We start from the raw sequence: 16,051 nt of genomic DNA, 5'->3' as shown, positions 1-16,051 counted from the left end.
CCTGATTTGCGCATAGATCGAGGAATTCGCCACAGTGTTCGTATCCTTCTTCCCGCAGCCGAAGCTCTTCTTCTCTTCGGCCGCCATCTGGAGCCTTGCGGCGGTCCTGTTTTGGTTCTTTGGTGGCGAGCAAATTGGAGCCTTCGTAGGTCTCCCACCCCATGCTTCTGATGTCGCAAAGATCGTTGGCGTGTCGGTCTTCTGGTCTAAGCCGTTTCTTTGGTTCTACATATATTTCAGCGCTGTTGTCTTAATTTTCTATGGTTTTTGGACTTGGTATCGGCCCCATCCTTCGCAAAATTGGTCAATTCTTGGATCGTCATTGATCCTGTTTGTTATCTATTACCAAGTTCAGGTAAGTGTAGCTTTCAACGATTGGTATGGTCCGTTTTACGATTTGATCCAGAAGGCGCTTGGCACGCCATTTTCTACCACTCCATGGGATTTTTACTCGCAGCTTCTCACAATTACCTGGATAGCGCTCCTAGCTGTGACCGTGGGGGTCCTCAATAGGTTCTTCGTTAGCCATTGGATATTCCGCTGGCGTACAGCGATGAACAATTATTACATGGCCAACTGGGAGAGGTTGCGTCATATCGAGGGCGCGTCGCAGCGCGTCCAGGATGATACGATGCGGTTTTCCAATATGATGGAAGGCCTCGGAGTCAGCTTGGTAAGCTCGATCATGACGCTGATCGCATTCCTGCCGCTTCTGATGCACTTTTCTGCAGTTGTCACGGAGCTTCCTATCGTGGGTGAGGTGCCGCACTCACTTGTAGTTGTTGCCATCCTCTGGTCGATCTTCGGGACCACTTTCCTTTGGCTGGTTGGAATCAAGTTGCCGGGGCTTGAGTTTCGGAATCAGAGGGTGGAAGCTGCCTACCGTAAAGAACTTGTTTATGGCGAAGATGACGAAAATCGAGCCCAGCCGCAAACCGTCAGAGAATTGTTCGATAACGTTCGAAAAAATTATTTCAGGCTATATTTTCACTACGTCTATTTTAATGTTGCAAGAATTTTCTATCTGCAGATTGACAACATATTTCCTTACATAGTTCTTGTACCTACGATGGTAGCGGGGAAAATAAAACTAGGAGCGCTTAACCAGATTCTTAATTCGTTCGACCAAGTGCGCTCTTCGTTCCAGTATCTGGTCAATTCTTGGAGTGACATTGTCGTGTTGACGTCTATCTACAAACGTCTGCGCGCTTTTGAGGCGACTTTGGACGGCGAACCACTTCCCGGTATCGATCGCCGCTTCATCGAACGCCAAGCTCGTCAGCCCGACCCTGCTTGACACGAACGGAAAGCACCGTGCACGGCTCAGCCGCCCACGACTTTCTGGCCGCCATCCTGCCGCGAAACATAGTCGCGAAAAGTGATGCATTCGACATCGGCCTTGATGCAGACCTCGCCGGCAAAGCGTTCCAGCGCATTCCAGTAGGCGCCGTCATTCATCAGCGTGAAATGGAAGCCGAGTTCCAGCGGAATGCGCTTGCCCTGATATTGTGCTTCGAACGCAGTGCGAAACGCCTGATAAGTGCGGTCGGCGAACTCGCCGGCCTGGCTCGGCCGCTCGAAGCCGGCGGAATGCCTGACATAGAGATTGTAATCCATGGCGATCACCGGCCGCGATGTCGGTCCCTCCGGGATCTGCGGCAGGGAAAAACGGGTGATGCCGCCGATGGTCGGCGGCAGGGCAGGGCCTTTTGAAACGCCGCTGGCATCGAACTGATAACCGGCTGTCGGCAGCGCCTCGTAGAGCGCCTTGCCTGTCGACAGATACGGCGCCCGGAAACCCACCACCGTATGCCGCGCGAAATCACGCCAGCCCTCGGGTTCGGGCGCAATGCCGTTGATCGCATAGGCGTCCTCGAGAATGTGCTCGAATGAGGCGAACTCTTTCAGCCAGTCGGCCTTGGTCCAGTCCTTGCCGTCGAAATGGCCGCAGGCGTGGCTGGCGATGTCGTGGCCCTCATGGGCGGCGAGGCCGATCTGTTCCAGCCGCTCGGCCACTTCCTGCCTGGAGGCGGCAAAGCCGATGTTGGATTTGCCCGCGCTCTTGCCCGGCGCGGTGTATTGGCCGCGTGTCTCGGGCGACAGCAGGAAGACGCATGACAGGAAATAGGTGAAATGCGCGCCGGTGCGCTGGGCTAGCGCCCGGCTGCGCTTCCACTGCGAGATGTCGCGCGCGCTGTCGAAGGAGATGATGACGACCTGCTTCGGCCTTGCCGGTGCTGGTGGCGCGGGCGGATCGGCCAGGGCCGCGCCGGCGGCGGCGAGCGAGGCAAGCGAGAACGCAACAACGCGGGACAAACGAGGCATCGGCAAATCTACGGGCTCCAGATGGTCGGCAAGCCGGCTATCGCGCAAATGTGGCGCCGGTGCGATCGGGTTTTCGTGGGTTTGCCGCGGGAATAGCCGATTTTCCGCTCGAACCCCTTCCATGCCGACAAAATTTCGCTAAAACGCGGGCTCATGAACCGCCCCGGCCCGGGGCAGGAATGGTTTGATTGATGTCCGACGACAGTTTTATCCGTGAAGTCAATGACGAGATGCGTCGCGAACAGGCGCAGAAGCTATGGGACCGTTTTGGCCCGGCCTTGCTCGTGATTGCCGTCCTGGTGGTGCTCGGCACCGCCGCCTTCGTCGGCTATCGCTATTGGGACGAGACGCGCGCCAACCGCTCCGGCGATGCTTTCTCGCAGGCGCTGAAGCTTGCCAATGATGGCAAGAGCGATGACGCGCTGGCCGCGCTCGATCAGCTGGAAAAGGATGGCTACGGCGCCTATCCGCTGCTCGCCCGCATGCGCGCCGCGACCGTCAAGGCCAACAAGGGCGACGTCGATGCCGCCGTCAAGGATTTCGACGATGTCGCCGCCGACACCGCCATCCCCCAGGGCCTGCGTGACATGGCGCGGCTGAGGGCGGCGCTCCTGCTCGTCGATCACGGCTCCTTCGCCGATGTGTCGAGCCGGGTCGAGGCGCTGACATCGGACACCAACGCGCTGCGCCACAGCGCGCGCGAGGCGCTCGGGCTTGCCGCCTGGAAGGAAGGCAAGACCCAGGACGCGCTGAAACTGTTCGACCAGATCGCCTCCGATGACGGCGCCCCGCGCAACGCGCGCGAGCGGGCGACCTTGATGTCCGAACTGATCCGCGGGTCGGGCAGTGCGTCGTGACCTTCAAAGTCGCCATCATCGGCAGGCCTAACGTCGGCAAATCGACGCTTTTCAATCGGCTGGTCGGAAGGAAGCTGGCGCTTGTCGACGACACGCCGGGCGTCACCCGTGACCGCCGTGTCCATGCCGCGAAGCTTTACGATCTGCATTTCGACGTCATCGACACAGCGGGCTTCGAGGATGCCGGCGCGTCGACCTTGCCGGGCCGCATGCGCGCGCAGACCGAAATCGCCATCCGCGAGGCGGATCTGATCTTCTTCACCATCGACGCCAAGTCCGGCCTGTTGCCGGATGACAGGACCTTTGCCGAGATCGTGCGAAAGTCCGGCAAGCCGGTCGTGCTGGTCGCCAACAAGGCCGAGGCGAGGGGCGCGCAGGGCGGCATGCTGGAAGCCTGGGAGCTCGGGCTTGGCGAGCCGATCCCGGTTTCGGCCGAGCACGGCCAAGGCATGCCCGACCTTCGCGACGCGGTGATTGAAGCACTGGGCGAGGCGCGGGCTTTCGGCGAGGATGAAGACGGCGACGACGAAGAAGCCGCCGCCAGCGAAGTGCTGATCGGCGAGGACATCGCCGATCCGGATGTCGAGCCGGCCTATGACGACACCAAGCCGATGCGCATCGCTGTCGTCGGCCGGCCGAACGCCGGCAAATCGACGCTGATCAACGCGCTGATCGGCGAGGAACGGCTGCTGACCGGACCGGAGGCGGGCATCACCCGCGATTCCATCTCCGTCGACTGGGACTGGCGCGGCCGCCGCATGAAACTGTTCGACACGGCCGGCATGCGCCGCAAGGCCAGGATCCACGAAAAACTGGAAGTGATGTCGGTGCAGGATGGCTTGCGCGCCATCCGCTTCGCCGAGATCGTCATCATCGTGCTCGATGCCACCATTCCCTTCGAGAAGCAGGATCTGCAGATCGCCGACCTGATCATCCGCGAGGGCCGGGCGCCGGTGATCGCCTTCAACAAATGGGACCTCATCGACAACCCGCAGGAGCTGTTGGCCGAATTGCGTGAGAAGACCGAGCGGCTCTTGCCGCAGGCGCGCGGCATTCAGGCCGTGCCGGTCTCGGCCGAGACCGGACGCGGCCTCGACAAGCTGATGGATGCGGTGCTGAAGACGCACAAGGTCTGGAACAGCCGTGTTTCGACCGGCAAGCTCAACCGCTGGCTCGAAGCCATACTGACGCATCATCCGCCGCCCGCTGTCGCCGGGCGCCGGTTGAAGGTCAAATATGTCACCCAGGCCAAGACGCGGCCGCCGGGCTTCGTGGTCCAGTGTTCGCGGCCGGATGCGATGCCGCAAAGCTATGTCCGTTATCTCTCGAACAGCCTGCGCGAAGCCTTCGACATGCCGGGCGTGCCGATCCGCATCGCGTTGAGGACGTCCGACAACCCCTTCGCCGGCCGGGCGAAGAAGCGCTGAGGCTCGGGCGGCAACGCTTAAGCGACTTTCAGCCGGTTCTCTTTCATCTCGGCGCCCTCGGGCAACGCCTCGAACGCCGATTGCACCAGGATGTCGGCCAGCCGCGCCGCGACCGGATCGAGCTCGGCATCCTTCTGATGCAGGTGCAGCGCCATCTTGGGCAGCGGCGGCAGTCCGAGCACTCCGGGCGCGAGCGCCCTGACATTTGCGGGCAGGCCGATATCGGTGCGGATCGTCAGCCCGAGGCCTGCCGCCACCGCCGCCCATATGCCGCCAAGACTGGGGCTGGAGAACGCCATGCGCCATGGGCGCCCGGCACGATCCAGCGTCTCGGTCGCCACGGTGCGCAGCAGGCAAGGCGCCTCGAACACCACCAGTTGCAGCGCCTCGTCAGTCTGGGGGCCTGCCTCCATCGGTTTCGCCGGGCCGATCCAGCGCGCCTGCACGTCGGCGACATGCCGGCTGTATGGCAGCGTCGTGCCATCATGCCAGGCGAGCGCGATGTCGAGGTTGCCGGAAAGAACACGCTCGGCCAATTCGTGGCTGCGCCCGATCCGTGCTTCGATCCGAACCTTGGGATGGGCGCGGGCGAAGCGCCCAAGCACTTCCGGCAACACGGCCTCGCCGAAATCCTCCTGCAGGCCGAGCCGCACCCAGCCCTCCAGTTCGACGTCGCGGATGGCCAAGGCTGCCTCGTCATTGAGCTCGATCAGGCGCCGCGCATAGCCGAGCATCGTCTCGCCGGCTTCGGTCAGTGACAGGCCGCGCCCCGCCTTGCGGAAGATCGGCGTGCCGGCCTGCTCCTCCAGTTTCTTCAGCTGTGCGCTGACGGCGGAGGTCGAGCGGCCAAGCCGTTCGGCTGCCCTGGCGAAACTTCCGAGCTCCATGCCGGTGACGAAAGTCCTCAGCACGTCGAGATCGAATGTGACGCGTCGCATGGTATCGTCCTTATTTTCAGGATTATTGATCAAAAACTTCCTGATTTTATGGATGAAGCTATGGCGCTACATCCCTCCCGTCAAGGCCGCTCGACCGGCGTCACGGGAATGGAACCATGTCTGCCACCGTCATTCGCAATGATTGCCAGCCATCTGGGCGAGGCGCTGCCGCCACCGCTGCCGGCCGGACCTTCGGGCCCAACCATCGCTGGAAGGTCCTGGGCATAGGGGTTGCCGCGAACGCCGGCTTTTCGGCCACTTTCTCCGGCATACCGGCAACGGCGGTCGTGCTTCGCCAGGGCTATCATTTGAGCAATGCCGAACTCGGCCTGGCGCTTGGCCTGCTCGGGCTGGGCGTTGCGCTCAGCGAACTGCCATGGGGTCTGCTTACCGACCGCTGGGGGGATCGCCGCGTGCTTCTGATCGGCCTTGGCGCGACGGCGGCGTGGCTGCTTGCGATGGCGATGCTCGTCGTGCCGACAAGCTCAGGCATTCCCGATGTCATGCTGCTGGCGGCAAGCCTGCTCGTCACGGGACTGCTCGGCGGCAGTGTCAACGGCTCGAGCGGCCGCGCCATCATGGCCTGGTTCCGGGAGAATGAGCGCGGCTTTGCCATGAGCATCAGGCAGACGGCGGTGCCGCTCGGCGGCGGCCTCGGCGCGCTTGTCCTGCCTTCGCTTGCCCTGGCTTTTGGTTTTGCCGCGGTGTTCGGGCTTCTGGCGGCGGCATCCGCTCTCTCGGCACTGTTTGCCTGGCGTTGGCTGCACGAACCGCCGACAGCGGGTGAAGGCCACGCTGTCTTGTCTGATGGACCGGCGCCGTTGCGCAACGTCGAGGTCTGGCGCATCTCGACCGCGATCGGCCTGCTCTGCTTTCCGCAGGTGGCGGTCCTCACTTTCGCGTCGGTGTTCCTGCACGACTTCGCCGGACTTGGCACGACGGCGATCAGCGCGAGCCTCGCCTTGGTGCAGGTCGGCGCCATGGTCATGCGCGTGTGGAGCGGCCGCTTTACCGACCGCCACGGCAACCGTCGTCAGTTTCTTCGCTCGTGCAGTGCGCTGAGCGCGCTGGCCTTCGTGATGCTCTGGGTGCTGGTTCTGGCCGTTCCCGCAATGCCTGGCAGCCAATCCTTTCTGATCGCTGTCCTGCCCCTGGTGCTTGTCGTCGCCGGCATCTCGGTCTCCGCCTGGCATGGCGTTGCCTATACCGAGCTTGCCACGCTGGCCGGTGCCGGCCATGTCGGAACGGCACTCAGCCTTGCCAACAGCTTTGTCTTCGTCGGCTTCTTCCTGGTTCCGGTGGCCATTCCGGGGCTACTGCACCTCTGGTCATGGCCCGGCGTCTGGCTGTCGGCCGCCGCCTGCGCCCTGGCCACCTGGCCGATCTTCGTGAGGCGGACCTGAGCGCTCCCGCCGCAAAACCGCCCGACTTCGAAGCCACGACCTCCAGCCGACTGAGAAAACCCGACCGATCCCGTTAACGTCCCATCAAGGTTAATGCATCATTTTGCTCTCCAGTGGGGTCAGTTGCGTTCCTGGAGAGAGTTCCGTGCATCGACGTGTGTTGAAGCGGCTGATGGCCGCCGCCGGTGAGAAACGCAGCCTTGTGTCTCCGTTCATCATCGGCCTCGGCATCTGGATCGGCTTCCCGACCGTCGCCGCCTACCAGGACATGACAAGCCTCGTTTCCGGCCTCGAAGCGCCGACGCGCTGGAACTCCTATGTCGAGAAATCGGTCGCCGGTTCGGTCCACGCGGCCGAGATGCCGTTCGTCGATTCCGACGTCACCGGCTCGATCTCGGGTTCCGGCGTTCGCCTTCCCGGTATCGGCTCCGTCTCGTTCCGTGGCAAGGGCGGCAAGGTCAGCGGGTCGCCCGACGAGGATCGCGTCGTGCGCGCCGACAAGAAGGGCCGCATCGTCCAGGTCTCTCCGGTGGCACCGCCGAAGAACTTCAATGCTGGGTCGATCTTCCAGCGGACCTCCTCGCTGATGCGGCCGAGCATGGACAGCGACCTGAAAATGGCCTTCGCCAAGCCTCAGATCAAAGGCAAGGAAATCCAGATCGCCGCCGCATTCCACGCGCGTGAGGACAAGAAGCCGGATCCCGGCGTGCCGGCCATGCTTGCCGCCCTGGTCAACAACGAACATCCCGACGTACTGGCGACCGCCTATGCGCAATCCGCGCCGGACTATGCCAAGGCCTCCCCCTTTGAAGCCCTGCTCCAGGACGAGCAGCCCAACAGCGGCCGCTTCATTCCGCCGATGGCCAAGGGCGATCACGCCTGGATCCAGAATCCGCTTCCGGCCAGCGTCTTCTCCAAGCCGGAGCAGAAATGCCTGGCCAACGGCATCTATTTCGAGGCACGCGGCGAAGCCGTGCGCGGCCAGGCCGCCGTTGCCCAGGTGATCCTCAACCGGGTCCGCAATCCCGCCTATCCCAATTCGATCTGCGGCGTCGTCTATCAGAACGACAGCTGGTTCAACCGCTGTCAGTTTTCATTCGCTTGCGACGGCAGAAAGAAGCGCATCGACAATCCTGTCGCCTACAAGACCGCCCAGGATGTCGGCATGGCCGTCACCGCCGGCAAGATATTCATTCCGGAAGTAGGATCGTCCACCCACTATTATGCCAACTATGTCCATCCGGGCTGGGCGCGCACGATGCAGAAAATGACCAAGATCGGCCTGCATATCTTTTACCGGACCTATGGTGGCGGCTGGAGCTGAGCGGCCCGCTGGTCACCGCTCTTTTTGGCCGGTCGCACCGTCGATCGGAGAGCCATTGTCCGGGGGATTCGCGCGGCGCATCCGCCCGATCGCAAAGGGCACGATGTCGCACCTTTCTAATCCATTGATTTTACTATCTAAAATACACAACGTGGAAGTTCCGTCCGTGGCTTGACGGGCGCAAACCCTCTAACTATGTTGCCGGCGACTTTAGAAGCGGACGGACGGTGACGGTCTGCCCGGGCAGGGGGGTTGCGATGGCCGAAAAAAAAGGGCCAGACGGAACCGGAGAAACCGGCCGCGGCAAAGAGCATGACCCCGAAATCCGCGACGACGATCTTGAGCGCCGTCGGCGTGAACTTGGAGCATCGCTTGCGACAAGGCTGCCGAACCGGCTCGAGGGGAAAGACGACGCGAAACCAGTGACCGGATACGGTCAGGCGATCAAACTATCCAGCGAGTTTATCGCCGGGGTGGTGGTGGGCGCCGGCATCGGCTGGATCATCGACCGTATGGCGGGGACATCGCCGTGGGGTCTGATCGTTTTCCTGCTGCTTGGTTTTGGCGCCGGCGTGCTCAATGTCATGCGTTCGGCTGGCGTTGTGGCGGAATTCGGACAAGGTGCGAAGCCGCGCCGTGACCGGGACGACAGCAAATGACCGCCTTCAGGCGGCATTTGGAAATAGCCGCTCATGCGGCAATGGTAATTTAGCCGTACGCGGCATTGACGGGGTTTGAACGTGGCAGCTGACAAGGTCGATCCGATCCACCAGTTCCATATCATCAAGCTGGTTCCGATCGAGATCGGCGGCTTTGATCTGTCTTTCACCAATTCCGCCCTGTTCATGGTCGCGACCGTGGTCGTTGCCGCTGCATTCCTGCTTCTGACGACGTCGAGCCGCAGCCTGGTGCCCGGCCGGCTGCAGTCGGTTTCCGAGATGGCTTACGAGTTCGTCGGCAATATGCTGCGCGATGCCGCCGGCACGCAGGGCATGAAATTCTTCCCCTTCGTATTCTCGCTGTTCATGTTCGTGCTGGTCGGCAATCTGCTCGGCCTGTTCCCCTATTTCTTCACCATCACCAGCCACATCATCGTCACCTTCGGTTTGGCCATCATGGTGATTGGCACCGTGATCGTCTATGGTTTCATGAAGCACGGCCTTGGCTTCCTGAAGCTTTTCGTGCCGAAAGGCGTGCCCCTCTTGATGATGGTGCTCGTCGTTCCGATCGAGGTGATTTCCTTCGTGTCGCGCCCGGTCAGCCTCTCGGTTCGTCTGTTCGCGAACATGCTCGCCGGCCACATCACGCTGAAGGTGTTTTCAGGGTTTGTCGTGAGCCTCAGCGCGCTGGGCGCACTTGGCATTGCGGGTTCGATCCTGCCGCTGGCCATGGCGGTGGCGTTGACGGCGCTCGAATTGCTGGTGGCGGCCTTGCAGGCCTACGTCTTTGCGGTGCTGACCTGCATGTACCTGAACGACGCCCTGCACCCCAGTCACTAAATTTCACCAGTCACTAAATTTCACCGGCGCGTGACGCCAACTACAAACTGCAACGACAACGGAACCACAAGGAGTTTGACATGGAAGTAAATGCAGCAGCTGCAATCGGCGCCGGCATCGCTTGCCTGGGCATGGGTGGCGCGGGCATTGGCCTCGGCAACATCTTCGGCAGCTATCTCTCGGGCGCGCTGCGCAATCCGTCGGCTGCCGATGGTCAGTTCGGCCGCCTGATCTTCGGTTTCGCCGTGACCGAAGCCCTGGGCATCTTCTCGCTCCTGATCGCGCTTCTCCTGGTGTTCAAGTAAGAACCACGGGCTGACGAAGGGGGGCGCATAGTGCGACCTTACCTTATGGACAGGGGAATGAGATGTTTGTGACATCTGCCTTTGCGCAAGAGACCGCGCCCGCCGCGACGGAAGGCGACACGCACTCCGGCACCGGCGTGCCTGCCGAGGCGCACGGCACGTTCCCGCCATTCGATCCGGCGACGTTTCCGTCGCAGCTTCTGTGGCTGGCGGTCACTTTCGGGCTGTTCTACCTCTTCCTGAAGAGGGTGGTGATGCCGCGCGTCGGCGGCATCATCGATGTTCGCAACGACCGCATCAGCCAGGATCTCGACCAGGCAGCCAAATTGAAGGGCGAGGCCGATGCTGCAGTTGCTGCTTACGAGCAGGAACTGGCGGAAGCCAAGAAGAACGCGAACTCGATCGGCCAGCAGGCCAGCGATGCGGCCAAGGCGGAAGCCGAGACCGCGCGTAAGAAGATCGAGGCCGCGCTCGACGCCAAGCTTGGCGAGGCCGAGGCACGCATTGCTTCCATCAAGGCCAATGCCATGAAGGAAGTCGGCGGCATCGCCGAGGACACCGCTTCGGCGATCGTCGAGGCACTCGTTGGCGGCAAGGCCAGCAAGGCCGAGATCGCGGCCGCGGTCAAATCCGTGGCCCGGTGAGGAGCGCATCATGGACGCTACATCTCTCGCAACGCTCTGGGCCACGATTGCCCTGATCATCTTCCTGGCCATCGCCGTCTACATCAAGGTGCCCGGCATGATCGCCAAGGCGCTCGACGCCCGCGCCGCCAGGATCAGCAGTGAGCTCGACGAGGCACGCAAGCTGCGGGAAGAAGCCCAGCAACTGCTCGGCCAGTACAAGAAGAAGCGCAAGGAAGCCGAGCAGGAGGCTGCCGACATTGTCGCGGCCGCCAAGCGCGAGGCCGAACTGCTGGCCGCCGATGCCCGCAAGAAGACCGAGGACTACGTTGCCAGGCGCACCGCGCTTGCCGAACAGAAGATCGGCCAGGCCGAGCGCGAAGCGATCGGCGAAGTGCGCGCCAGCGCCGTCGACATCGCTGTCGAGGCGGCACGCGCATTGCTCGGCGCCAAGGTTGACGCCAAGGCCGGAGCCGACCTGTTCAAGTCCGCGCTCCAGGATGTGAAGGCCAAGCTGAACTGAGCTGACGACACCGAGTAAATCAAAGCCGCCTGGGAAACCTGGCGGCTTTTTTGTTGTGCGGTGCGTCAACGGGGCAATCTACCTGCTCGTCGGGGAGATGCCCGGCAGGGCAGAGGGGGCGCAAAGGATCGCCAGCGGTTTGATTTTCATCCGCCGCATAGAGTGAAATTTACCGAGGAACCTGGGCGCGACCGATTGACCGATTGATAGGCTGGCGGGACAGCGCCCCCCTCTGTCCTGCCGGACATCTCCCCCACAAGGAGGGAGATCGGCCGACACCGCTGCTTTCGCCAAACTCCAAGAAATAGCGTCGTCGCTCAGTCCAGCCCGGCGAAGCTTTCTTCTTCTTCTTCTTCCATCACCTCGGCGCCACCCAGCCGGAACGGCGCAAACGAGGTGCGATGCAGCCGCGCCACCGGCCCATGCGCCTCGATTGCCGTGCGGTGCCGGACCGTGGCGTAGCCCATATGGACTTCGAAGCCATAACGATCGTGATGATTGCCGCAGCCGCACATCATGCGGTCGCGCATGACCTTGGCCACGATCGAGGCTGCAGCGATCGATTGCGAGCGCTGGTCGCCCTTGATCAGCGCGCGGCCCTCGCAGGGCAGTCCTGGCGGCACGTCGCGCCCGTCCGCGAGCGCGAGTTTCGGTTGAACCGACAGTCCGACCAGGGCGCGGCGCATCGCTTCCAGGCTGGCCTTGAGGATGTTGCTGCCGTCTATGCCCTCGGCGCTGATCGAGGCCATGGAAACTGCCTGGGCAGTGTCAAGAATGCGCAGGAACAGCGCTTCACGCTGCAAATGGCTAAGCCGCTTGGAATCGTCGAGCCCTTCGGGAATGTTGGCGGGGTCGAGTACCACTGCCGCGGCGACGACCGGCCCGGCCAACGGACCACGGCCGGCCTCGTCCATCCCCGCAACCGGCCACAGACCATCGACCATCGCCTTCGTCTCGAAGGAGAAATCGGGCTTCTCGACGATTTCGAAGAGAAGCGGAGAATCAGAACGCGCGCGAGCCATGTTGCGGCGAGGTTCGCATCGGCTCCGATTCTCCGCAAGTCCCTCCGGGTCGGGTGGGGCGCCGGACCGGGAGGGCACCGTCTGCAGGCCGGGGCAGGCCGGACGGGATTTTTTCGCCACGGCGGCAATAAACAGCCGCGGCGATTGTCGGTTCAGAGCAGCATCAACTGCTCCTGGTCCTTGCCGGCGGCGACGAACTGGTCGGTCCGCAGCGTGCGTCGTTCGGCATTGAGGCCGAGCCGCTTGGCGGTGATCTCGAAGCGCCGGCCGATCTGCCAGGCATAGGGTCCGGCGCCCTTCATGCGCTTGCCCCATTCCGAATCGTAGTCCTTGCCGTCGCGCATCGAACGGATCAGCGACATGACGTGACGATAGCGGTCGGGATAGTGGCGCAGCAGCCAGTCCTTGAAGATCGGGCTGACCTCCAGCGGCAGGCGTAGCACCACATAGCCAGCCTCGCGCGCACCGGCATGGTGTGCCGAGTCGAGGATGCGTTCCATCTCTTGGTCGGTCAGGCCGGGAATGATTGGCGCCACCATCACCGAAGCGGGGATACCGGCATCCGAAAGCTGCCTGATAGCCTCCAGCCGCTTGGTCGGCGTCGAGGCGCGGGGTTCCATCGTCCTGGCCAGCATGCGGTCGAGCGTCGTCACCGACAGCGCCACCTTGGCGAGCCCGCGCTCGGCCATGCGCGACAGAATGTCGATGTCGCGCACCACCAGGGCCGACTTGGTGACGATGCCGACCGGATGACCGCGCGCCTCCAGCACTTCGAGGATTTCGCGCATGATCCGGTACTGCTTCTCGATCGGCTGGTAGGGATCGGTGTTGGTACCGATGGCGATGGTGCGCGGCTGGTAGCCGTCCTTCGACAACTCCTTGTCGAGCAGGCGTGCCGCGTCCGGCTTGGCAAACAGCTTGGATTCGAAATCCAGGCCCGGAGACAGGCCCATGAACGAGTGCGTCGGCCGCGCGAAGCAATAGACGCAACCGTGCTCGCAGCCGCGATAGGGATTGATCGACCGGTCGAAGGAGATGTCGGGCGATTCGTTGCGGGTGATGATGGTGCGCGGCTTCTCCACCTGCACCTCGGTCTTGAACGGAGGCAGTTCCTCCAGCGAACTCCAGCCGTCGTCGAAGACATGCCGGCTGACGGGTTCGAACCGGCCGGATGGATTGATGCCTGCCGACCGGCCACGATTGCGGTCCGGACGGACCCGCATGCCACTCTGCTCAATCATGGCGTTGGCCATCTCGGCCCGTCCTGCTCCGAAGGCCGCAATGTCGGCGCGCATGATCGGTTCCATCTTCGCCCGCTCCCAGGGACTGTCCATGTTGTGTCGAATCGCTCTGCTCATGAAATTATTCCTATTTTGTCGATGAGAACAAAGCAAGAACTTTCTATGGTGCGCTGCAAAAACTGGCGTCGGTCAACGCTTTCCGCTATTCGGCTCACGATGCTTAGTGTTCTCATTGAAACGCATAATGACGAGGAGGGGCTCGTCCGCACGCTGGCGACGCTGATTGGCGGCGCGGTCGAGGGCGTGGTGCGCGAGGTCGTCGTCTGCGACACCGGCTCCACCGACCACACGCATCGCGTCGCCGAGCATGCCGGCTGCCACTATGTGGGGAGCGGCGGCATCGCCGCCGGCATCCGCCAGGCCAAGGGTGACTGGCTGCTGTTTCTCGAACCGGGTGCGAGGCTGGTAGAGGGCTGGATCGACGCGGTCGTCGCCCATACGGCCAGGCAGACCATGGCCGCCCGGTTCTCGCGAGCGCGGGGCAGCCGTCCGCCGTTCCTGGCCCGGGTCTTTTCGGGCAACCGTGCTTTGGCCGACGGGCTGGTGATCAGCAAGCGCCAGGCCGCTTCCTTGTCGAAAAGTGCCGGCAGCGCCGAGGCGCTGGCGCGCGGCCTGGCGACAAGGAAACTCGACGCCGAGATATGGGCGGCGCCGCCGAAGCACGGGCACCGCGCCTCGAAATGATTTTTTGCAACTGCTCTGTCCATTGTGCGTTGCACAAAGACTGACGCGGAGGTAGCCTTACGACGAGGTGGGTGAGTTGGGTTCGGGTCATGCCGCGCGGTAGCCGGTGCGGCATCGGTGGCGCCGTCACAGCCGAGGATCCAATGAAGCTTTCGATTCCTGACAAATCCGGCACTGCCAGTATCGAGGCCATCGCGCGCAATGGCAGCCTGCTGCGGCGCATCGCCGTGCGCGTTCCGACCTATTTCGCGGACCTGCGCGAAAACCCTGCCTGGCTGCCGATGTTCGTGCTGGCGCGCACCATGCCCGGGCGCCGCATGCACTGGCTGGGCGCAAAACGCGCTCGTCCGGTCGACAATGCGGGAAACACGATGTTTGCGGGTGTCGAGCGGAGCACGGTGGTCGATGCGCTACGCTCCCAAGGCCTGTTTTCAGGGCTCGTCCTGCCGGCTGTGATCCATGAAGAGATCGCGCGTTTCGCGGGGCGCACGCCTTGTTTCGGCAATTTCGACCGCCGCCTCGAATTCATGCCGGGCGAGCACGCCGAAGCCGAGAGACGATTGGGCCGCTCGTTGCTCAGCGGGCACTATTTCGAACGCATCCTCGACTGCCCGGCGGCACTCGCCGTACAGCGCGATCCGCTGCTTCTCGACATCGCCGCACATTATCTCGGCGCTCAGGCCAGACTGATCACAACGCGCGTCTGGTGGAGCTTTCCAACTGGCCAGGCCTCGGAAGCCGACAAGAACCTTGCCTCGCTCGGCAAGTATCATTTCGACCTCGACGACTGGCGGATGCTGAAATTCTTCTTCTATCTCAAGCCCGTCGACATCGATACTGGCCCGCACGTCTATGTCAGGGCCAGCCACAACAAACGTGCCATAAAGCATCAGCTCACCCTTCTCGTCGGCCATCCCGCCAAGGAGGTGCTGGACGTTTATGGCGAGCAAAGCCCGGTCACCCTGACCGGGGAGGCGGGTCTCGGCTTCGTCGAGGATCCCTTCGGTTTCCATATGGGCACGGTGCCGGCGCGCACGCCGAGGCTGATGATGGAAGTCGGCTTCGGTGTTTCGCGTCCCTCGCGTCGGCGCTTTCATGGCGAACCGGTCATTCGCTGAAAGCTGATTGTCTGAGGCCGTCTTTCTTGTCGTGACAGCTATATGGCCGTTTCACGAGAAGGTACTTTCCTCCAACATCCGGTTTGGAGTGACCTTTCGAAGACGCCGGTGCCGTTCCACCTTGTAAACGGTGCGTGCCTCGACTCTTATGGAGCGGTCTTCCCGCGCCGCAGATGTTCGTCCAGGCGCGGCATGATCTCGACGAAGTTGCAGGGCATGTGCCGGTAGTCGAGCTGTGCCTCGATGATGCCGTCCCAGGCATCCTTGCAGGCGCCGGGCGAGCCCGGCAGCACGAAGACGAAGGTGGCGTTGACGACGCCGCCGGTCGCCCGGCTCTGGATCGTCGAGGTACCGATCTTGTCGTAGGAGATGCGATGGAACACTTCCGAAAAGCCATCCATGCGCTTTTCGAAGATGGGCTCCAGCGCTTCGGGCGTCACATCGCGTCCGGTGAAACCGGTTCCGCCGGTGGTGATCACGACGTCGATGGCCTTGTCCCGCGACCACGCCAGAACGGTGTCACGGATTTTTTCGCGGTCGTCGGTGACGATGTCGCGGCCGGCCAGGATGTGGCCGGCCCCGGTGATGCGATCGGCCAGCGTCTGGCCGGATTTGTCGTCGGCGAGGCTGCGTGTGTCGGAAACCGTCAGCACCGCGATGCGCACCGGAATGAAGGCACGGCTCTCGTCAATCCTGGCCATC

The 16,051-nt window shown here is 62.5% G+C and carries 17 protein-coding genes; 12 read left to right on the top strand and 5 right to left on the bottom strand.

From position 1 onward, the window contains the following. Window positions 1-34 precede the first annotated feature (34 nt). Entirely contained in the window at window positions 35-1,297 is a 1,263-nt protein-coding gene (gene sbmA / locus FJW08_RS18010) for a peptide antibiotic transporter SbmA (RefSeq protein ID WP_140811712.1), read from the top strand. 26 nt (window positions 1,298-1,323) lie between these two features. Here the strand turns inward: sbmA and FJW08_RS18005 are convergent, their stop codons facing one another. Continuing rightward, the gene (locus FJW08_RS18005) at window positions 1,324-2,325 is read right to left on the bottom strand and encodes a polysaccharide deacetylase (RefSeq protein WP_140811711.1); all 1,002 of its coding nucleotides are present in this window, start codon (window positions 2,323-2,325) and stop codon (window positions 1,324-1,326) included. A gap of 191 nt (window positions 2,326-2,516) precedes the next feature. Between FJW08_RS18005 and FJW08_RS18000 the strand changes: the two genes are divergently transcribed. Together FJW08_RS18000 and der are read left to right on the top strand one after the other, a co-directional pair. Further along, complete coding sequence (locus FJW08_RS18000; protein ID WP_140811710.1) at window positions 2,517-3,182, top strand: tetratricopeptide repeat protein; 666 nt, start codon at window positions 2,517-2,519, stop codon at window positions 3,180-3,182. Then, the gene (gene der / locus FJW08_RS17995) at window positions 3,179-4,609 is read left to right on the top strand and encodes a ribosome biogenesis GTPase Der (protein ID WP_140811709.1); all 1,431 of its coding nucleotides are present in this window, start codon (window positions 3,179-3,181) and stop codon (window positions 4,607-4,609) included. Before FJW08_RS18000 ends, der begins: the two co-directional genes overlap by 4 nt. Before the next feature lie 17 nt (window positions 4,610-4,626). Here the strand turns inward: der and FJW08_RS17990 are convergent, their stop codons facing one another. After that, window positions 4,627-5,547 carry a LysR substrate-binding domain-containing protein gene (locus FJW08_RS17990; protein ID WP_140811708.1) on the bottom strand — a complete coding sequence of 307 codons (921 nt, stop codon included), beginning with the start codon at window positions 5,545-5,547 and terminating at the stop codon, window positions 4,627-4,629. Window positions 5,548-5,663: 116 nt separating this feature from the next. Between FJW08_RS17990 and FJW08_RS17985 the strand changes: the two genes are divergently transcribed. From FJW08_RS17985 to FJW08_RS17955, 7 genes are all read left to right on the top strand, one after another. Continuing rightward, on the top strand, window positions 5,664-6,950 hold the full coding sequence (locus tag FJW08_RS17985) for an MFS transporter (protein WP_140811707.1): 1,287 nt from the start codon (window positions 5,664-5,666) through the stop codon (window positions 6,948-6,950). Between the two features lie 145 nt (window positions 6,951-7,095). After that, on the top strand, window positions 7,096-8,274 hold the full coding sequence (locus tag FJW08_RS17980; RefSeq protein WP_140811706.1) for a cell wall hydrolase: 1,179 nt from the start codon (window positions 7,096-7,098) through the stop codon (window positions 8,272-8,274). A 257-nt stretch (window positions 8,275-8,531) separates the two neighbouring features. Continuing rightward, on the top strand, window positions 8,532-8,933 hold the full coding sequence (locus FJW08_RS17975) for an AtpZ/AtpI family protein (RefSeq protein WP_140759954.1): 402 nt from the start codon (window positions 8,532-8,534) through the stop codon (window positions 8,931-8,933). Window positions 8,934-9,014: 81 nt separating this feature from the next. After that, a complete protein-coding gene (locus FJW08_RS17970; protein WP_140759956.1) occupies window positions 9,015-9,773 on the top strand; it encodes a F0F1 ATP synthase subunit A in 759 nt (252 codons plus the stop codon). A gap of 80 nt (window positions 9,774-9,853) precedes the next feature. Next, a complete protein-coding gene (locus FJW08_RS17965) occupies window positions 9,854-10,078 on the top strand; it encodes a F0F1 ATP synthase subunit C (RefSeq protein ID WP_010914827.1) in 225 nt (74 codons plus the stop codon). Between the two features lie 62 nt (window positions 10,079-10,140). Continuing rightward, window positions 10,141-10,722, top strand: a complete 582-nt coding sequence (locus FJW08_RS17960; protein ID WP_140759957.1) for a F0F1 ATP synthase subunit B — start codon at window positions 10,141-10,143, stop codon at window positions 10,720-10,722. A gap of 10 nt (window positions 10,723-10,732) precedes the next feature. Then, window positions 10,733-11,224 (top strand): F0F1 ATP synthase subunit B, encoded by a 492-nt coding sequence (locus tag FJW08_RS17955; protein ID WP_140811705.1) that lies wholly within the window; start codon window positions 10,733-10,735, stop codon window positions 11,222-11,224. Between the two features lie 317 nt (window positions 11,225-11,541). Here the strand turns inward: FJW08_RS17955 and FJW08_RS17950 are convergent, their stop codons facing one another. Both FJW08_RS17950 and FJW08_RS17945 read right to left on the bottom strand, forming a co-directional pair. Then, window positions 11,542-12,246, bottom strand: a complete 705-nt coding sequence (locus FJW08_RS17950) for a ribonuclease HII (protein WP_140811704.1) — start codon at window positions 12,244-12,246, stop codon at window positions 11,542-11,544. A gap of 152 nt (window positions 12,247-12,398) precedes the next feature. After that, on the bottom strand, window positions 12,399-13,553 hold the full coding sequence (locus tag FJW08_RS17945) for a PA0069 family radical SAM protein (RefSeq protein ID WP_023771004.1): 1,155 nt from the start codon (window positions 13,551-13,553) through the stop codon (window positions 12,399-12,401). A 150-nt stretch (window positions 13,554-13,703) separates the two neighbouring features. Here FJW08_RS17945 and FJW08_RS17940 point away from each other — a divergent pair, with 150 nt between their 5' ends. Beyond that, window positions 13,704-14,231: a glycosyltransferase gene (locus FJW08_RS17940; protein WP_140759963.1), complete on the top strand. Its 528-nt coding sequence runs from the start codon at window positions 13,704-13,706 to the stop codon at window positions 14,229-14,231. 143 nt (window positions 14,232-14,374) lie between these two features. Further along, window positions 14,375-15,349 carry a hypothetical protein gene (locus FJW08_RS17935; RefSeq protein WP_140759965.1) on the top strand — a complete coding sequence of 325 codons (975 nt, stop codon included), beginning with the start codon at window positions 14,375-14,377 and terminating at the stop codon, window positions 15,347-15,349. Window positions 15,350-15,495: 146 nt separating this feature from the next. Here FJW08_RS17935 and moaB read toward each other — a convergent pair whose 3' ends face one another. Then, a complete protein-coding gene (gene moaB, locus FJW08_RS17930; RefSeq protein WP_140759968.1) occupies window positions 15,496-16,050 on the bottom strand; it encodes a molybdenum cofactor biosynthesis protein B in 555 nt (184 codons plus the stop codon). Window position 16,051: the final 1 nt, after the last annotated feature.

It is taken from the genome of Mesorhizobium sp. B3-2-1 (assembly GCF_006439515.1).
In the GTDB taxonomy this organism is placed as follows: Bacteria; Pseudomonadota; Alphaproteobacteria; order Rhizobiales; family Rhizobiaceae; genus Mesorhizobium.
The sequence above is the reverse complement of the archived record's forward strand: the minus strand, read 5'-3'. Positions and strand labels throughout refer to the sequence as shown.

What these genes read in the sequence shown, in the direction of transcription:
- FJW08_RS17985 (WP_140811707.1), top strand. Translation starts at nt 5,664, where the DNA reads ATGTCTGCCACCGTCATTCGCAATGATTGCCAGCCATCTGGGCGAGGC.
- FJW08_RS17940 (WP_140759963.1), top strand. Translation starts at nt 13,704, where the DNA reads ATGCTTAGTGTTCTCATTGAAACGCATAATGACGAGGAGGGGCTCGTC.
- FJW08_RS17975 (WP_140759954.1), top strand. Translation starts at nt 8,532, where the DNA reads ATGGCCGAAAAAAAAGGGCCAGACGGAACCGGAGAAACCGGCCGCGGC.
- FJW08_RS18005 (WP_140811711.1), bottom strand. Translation starts at nt 2,325, where the DNA reads ATGCCTCGTTTGTCCCGCGTTGTTGCGTTCTCGCTTGCCTCGCTCGCC.
- moaB (WP_140759968.1), bottom strand. Translation starts at nt 16,050, where the DNA reads ATGGCCAGGATTGACGAGAGCCGTGCCTTCATTCCGGTGCGCATCGCG.
- FJW08_RS17965 (WP_010914827.1), top strand. Translation starts at nt 9,854, where the DNA reads ATGGAAGTAAATGCAGCAGCTGCAATCGGCGCCGGCATCGCTTGCCTG.
- FJW08_RS17945 (WP_023771004.1), bottom strand. Translation starts at nt 13,553, where the DNA reads ATGGAACCGATCATGCGCGCCGACATTGCGGCCTTCGGAGCAGGACGG.
- FJW08_RS17950 (WP_140811704.1), bottom strand. Translation starts at nt 12,246, where the DNA reads ATGGCTCGCGCGCGTTCTGATTCTCCGCTTCTCTTCGAAATCGTCGAG.
- FJW08_RS17935 (WP_140759965.1), top strand. Translation starts at nt 14,375, where the DNA reads ATGAAGCTTTCGATTCCTGACAAATCCGGCACTGCCAGTATCGAGGCC.
- FJW08_RS17955 (WP_140811705.1), top strand. Translation starts at nt 10,733, where the DNA reads ATGGACGCTACATCTCTCGCAACGCTCTGGGCCACGATTGCCCTGATC.
- FJW08_RS17990 (WP_140811708.1), bottom strand. Translation starts at nt 5,547, where the DNA reads ATGCGACGCGTCACATTCGATCTCGACGTGCTGAGGACTTTCGTCACC.
- FJW08_RS18000 (WP_140811710.1), top strand. Translation starts at nt 2,517, where the DNA reads ATGTCCGACGACAGTTTTATCCGTGAAGTCAATGACGAGATGCGTCGC.
- FJW08_RS17960 (WP_140759957.1), top strand. Translation starts at nt 10,141, where the DNA reads ATGTTTGTGACATCTGCCTTTGCGCAAGAGACCGCGCCCGCCGCGACG.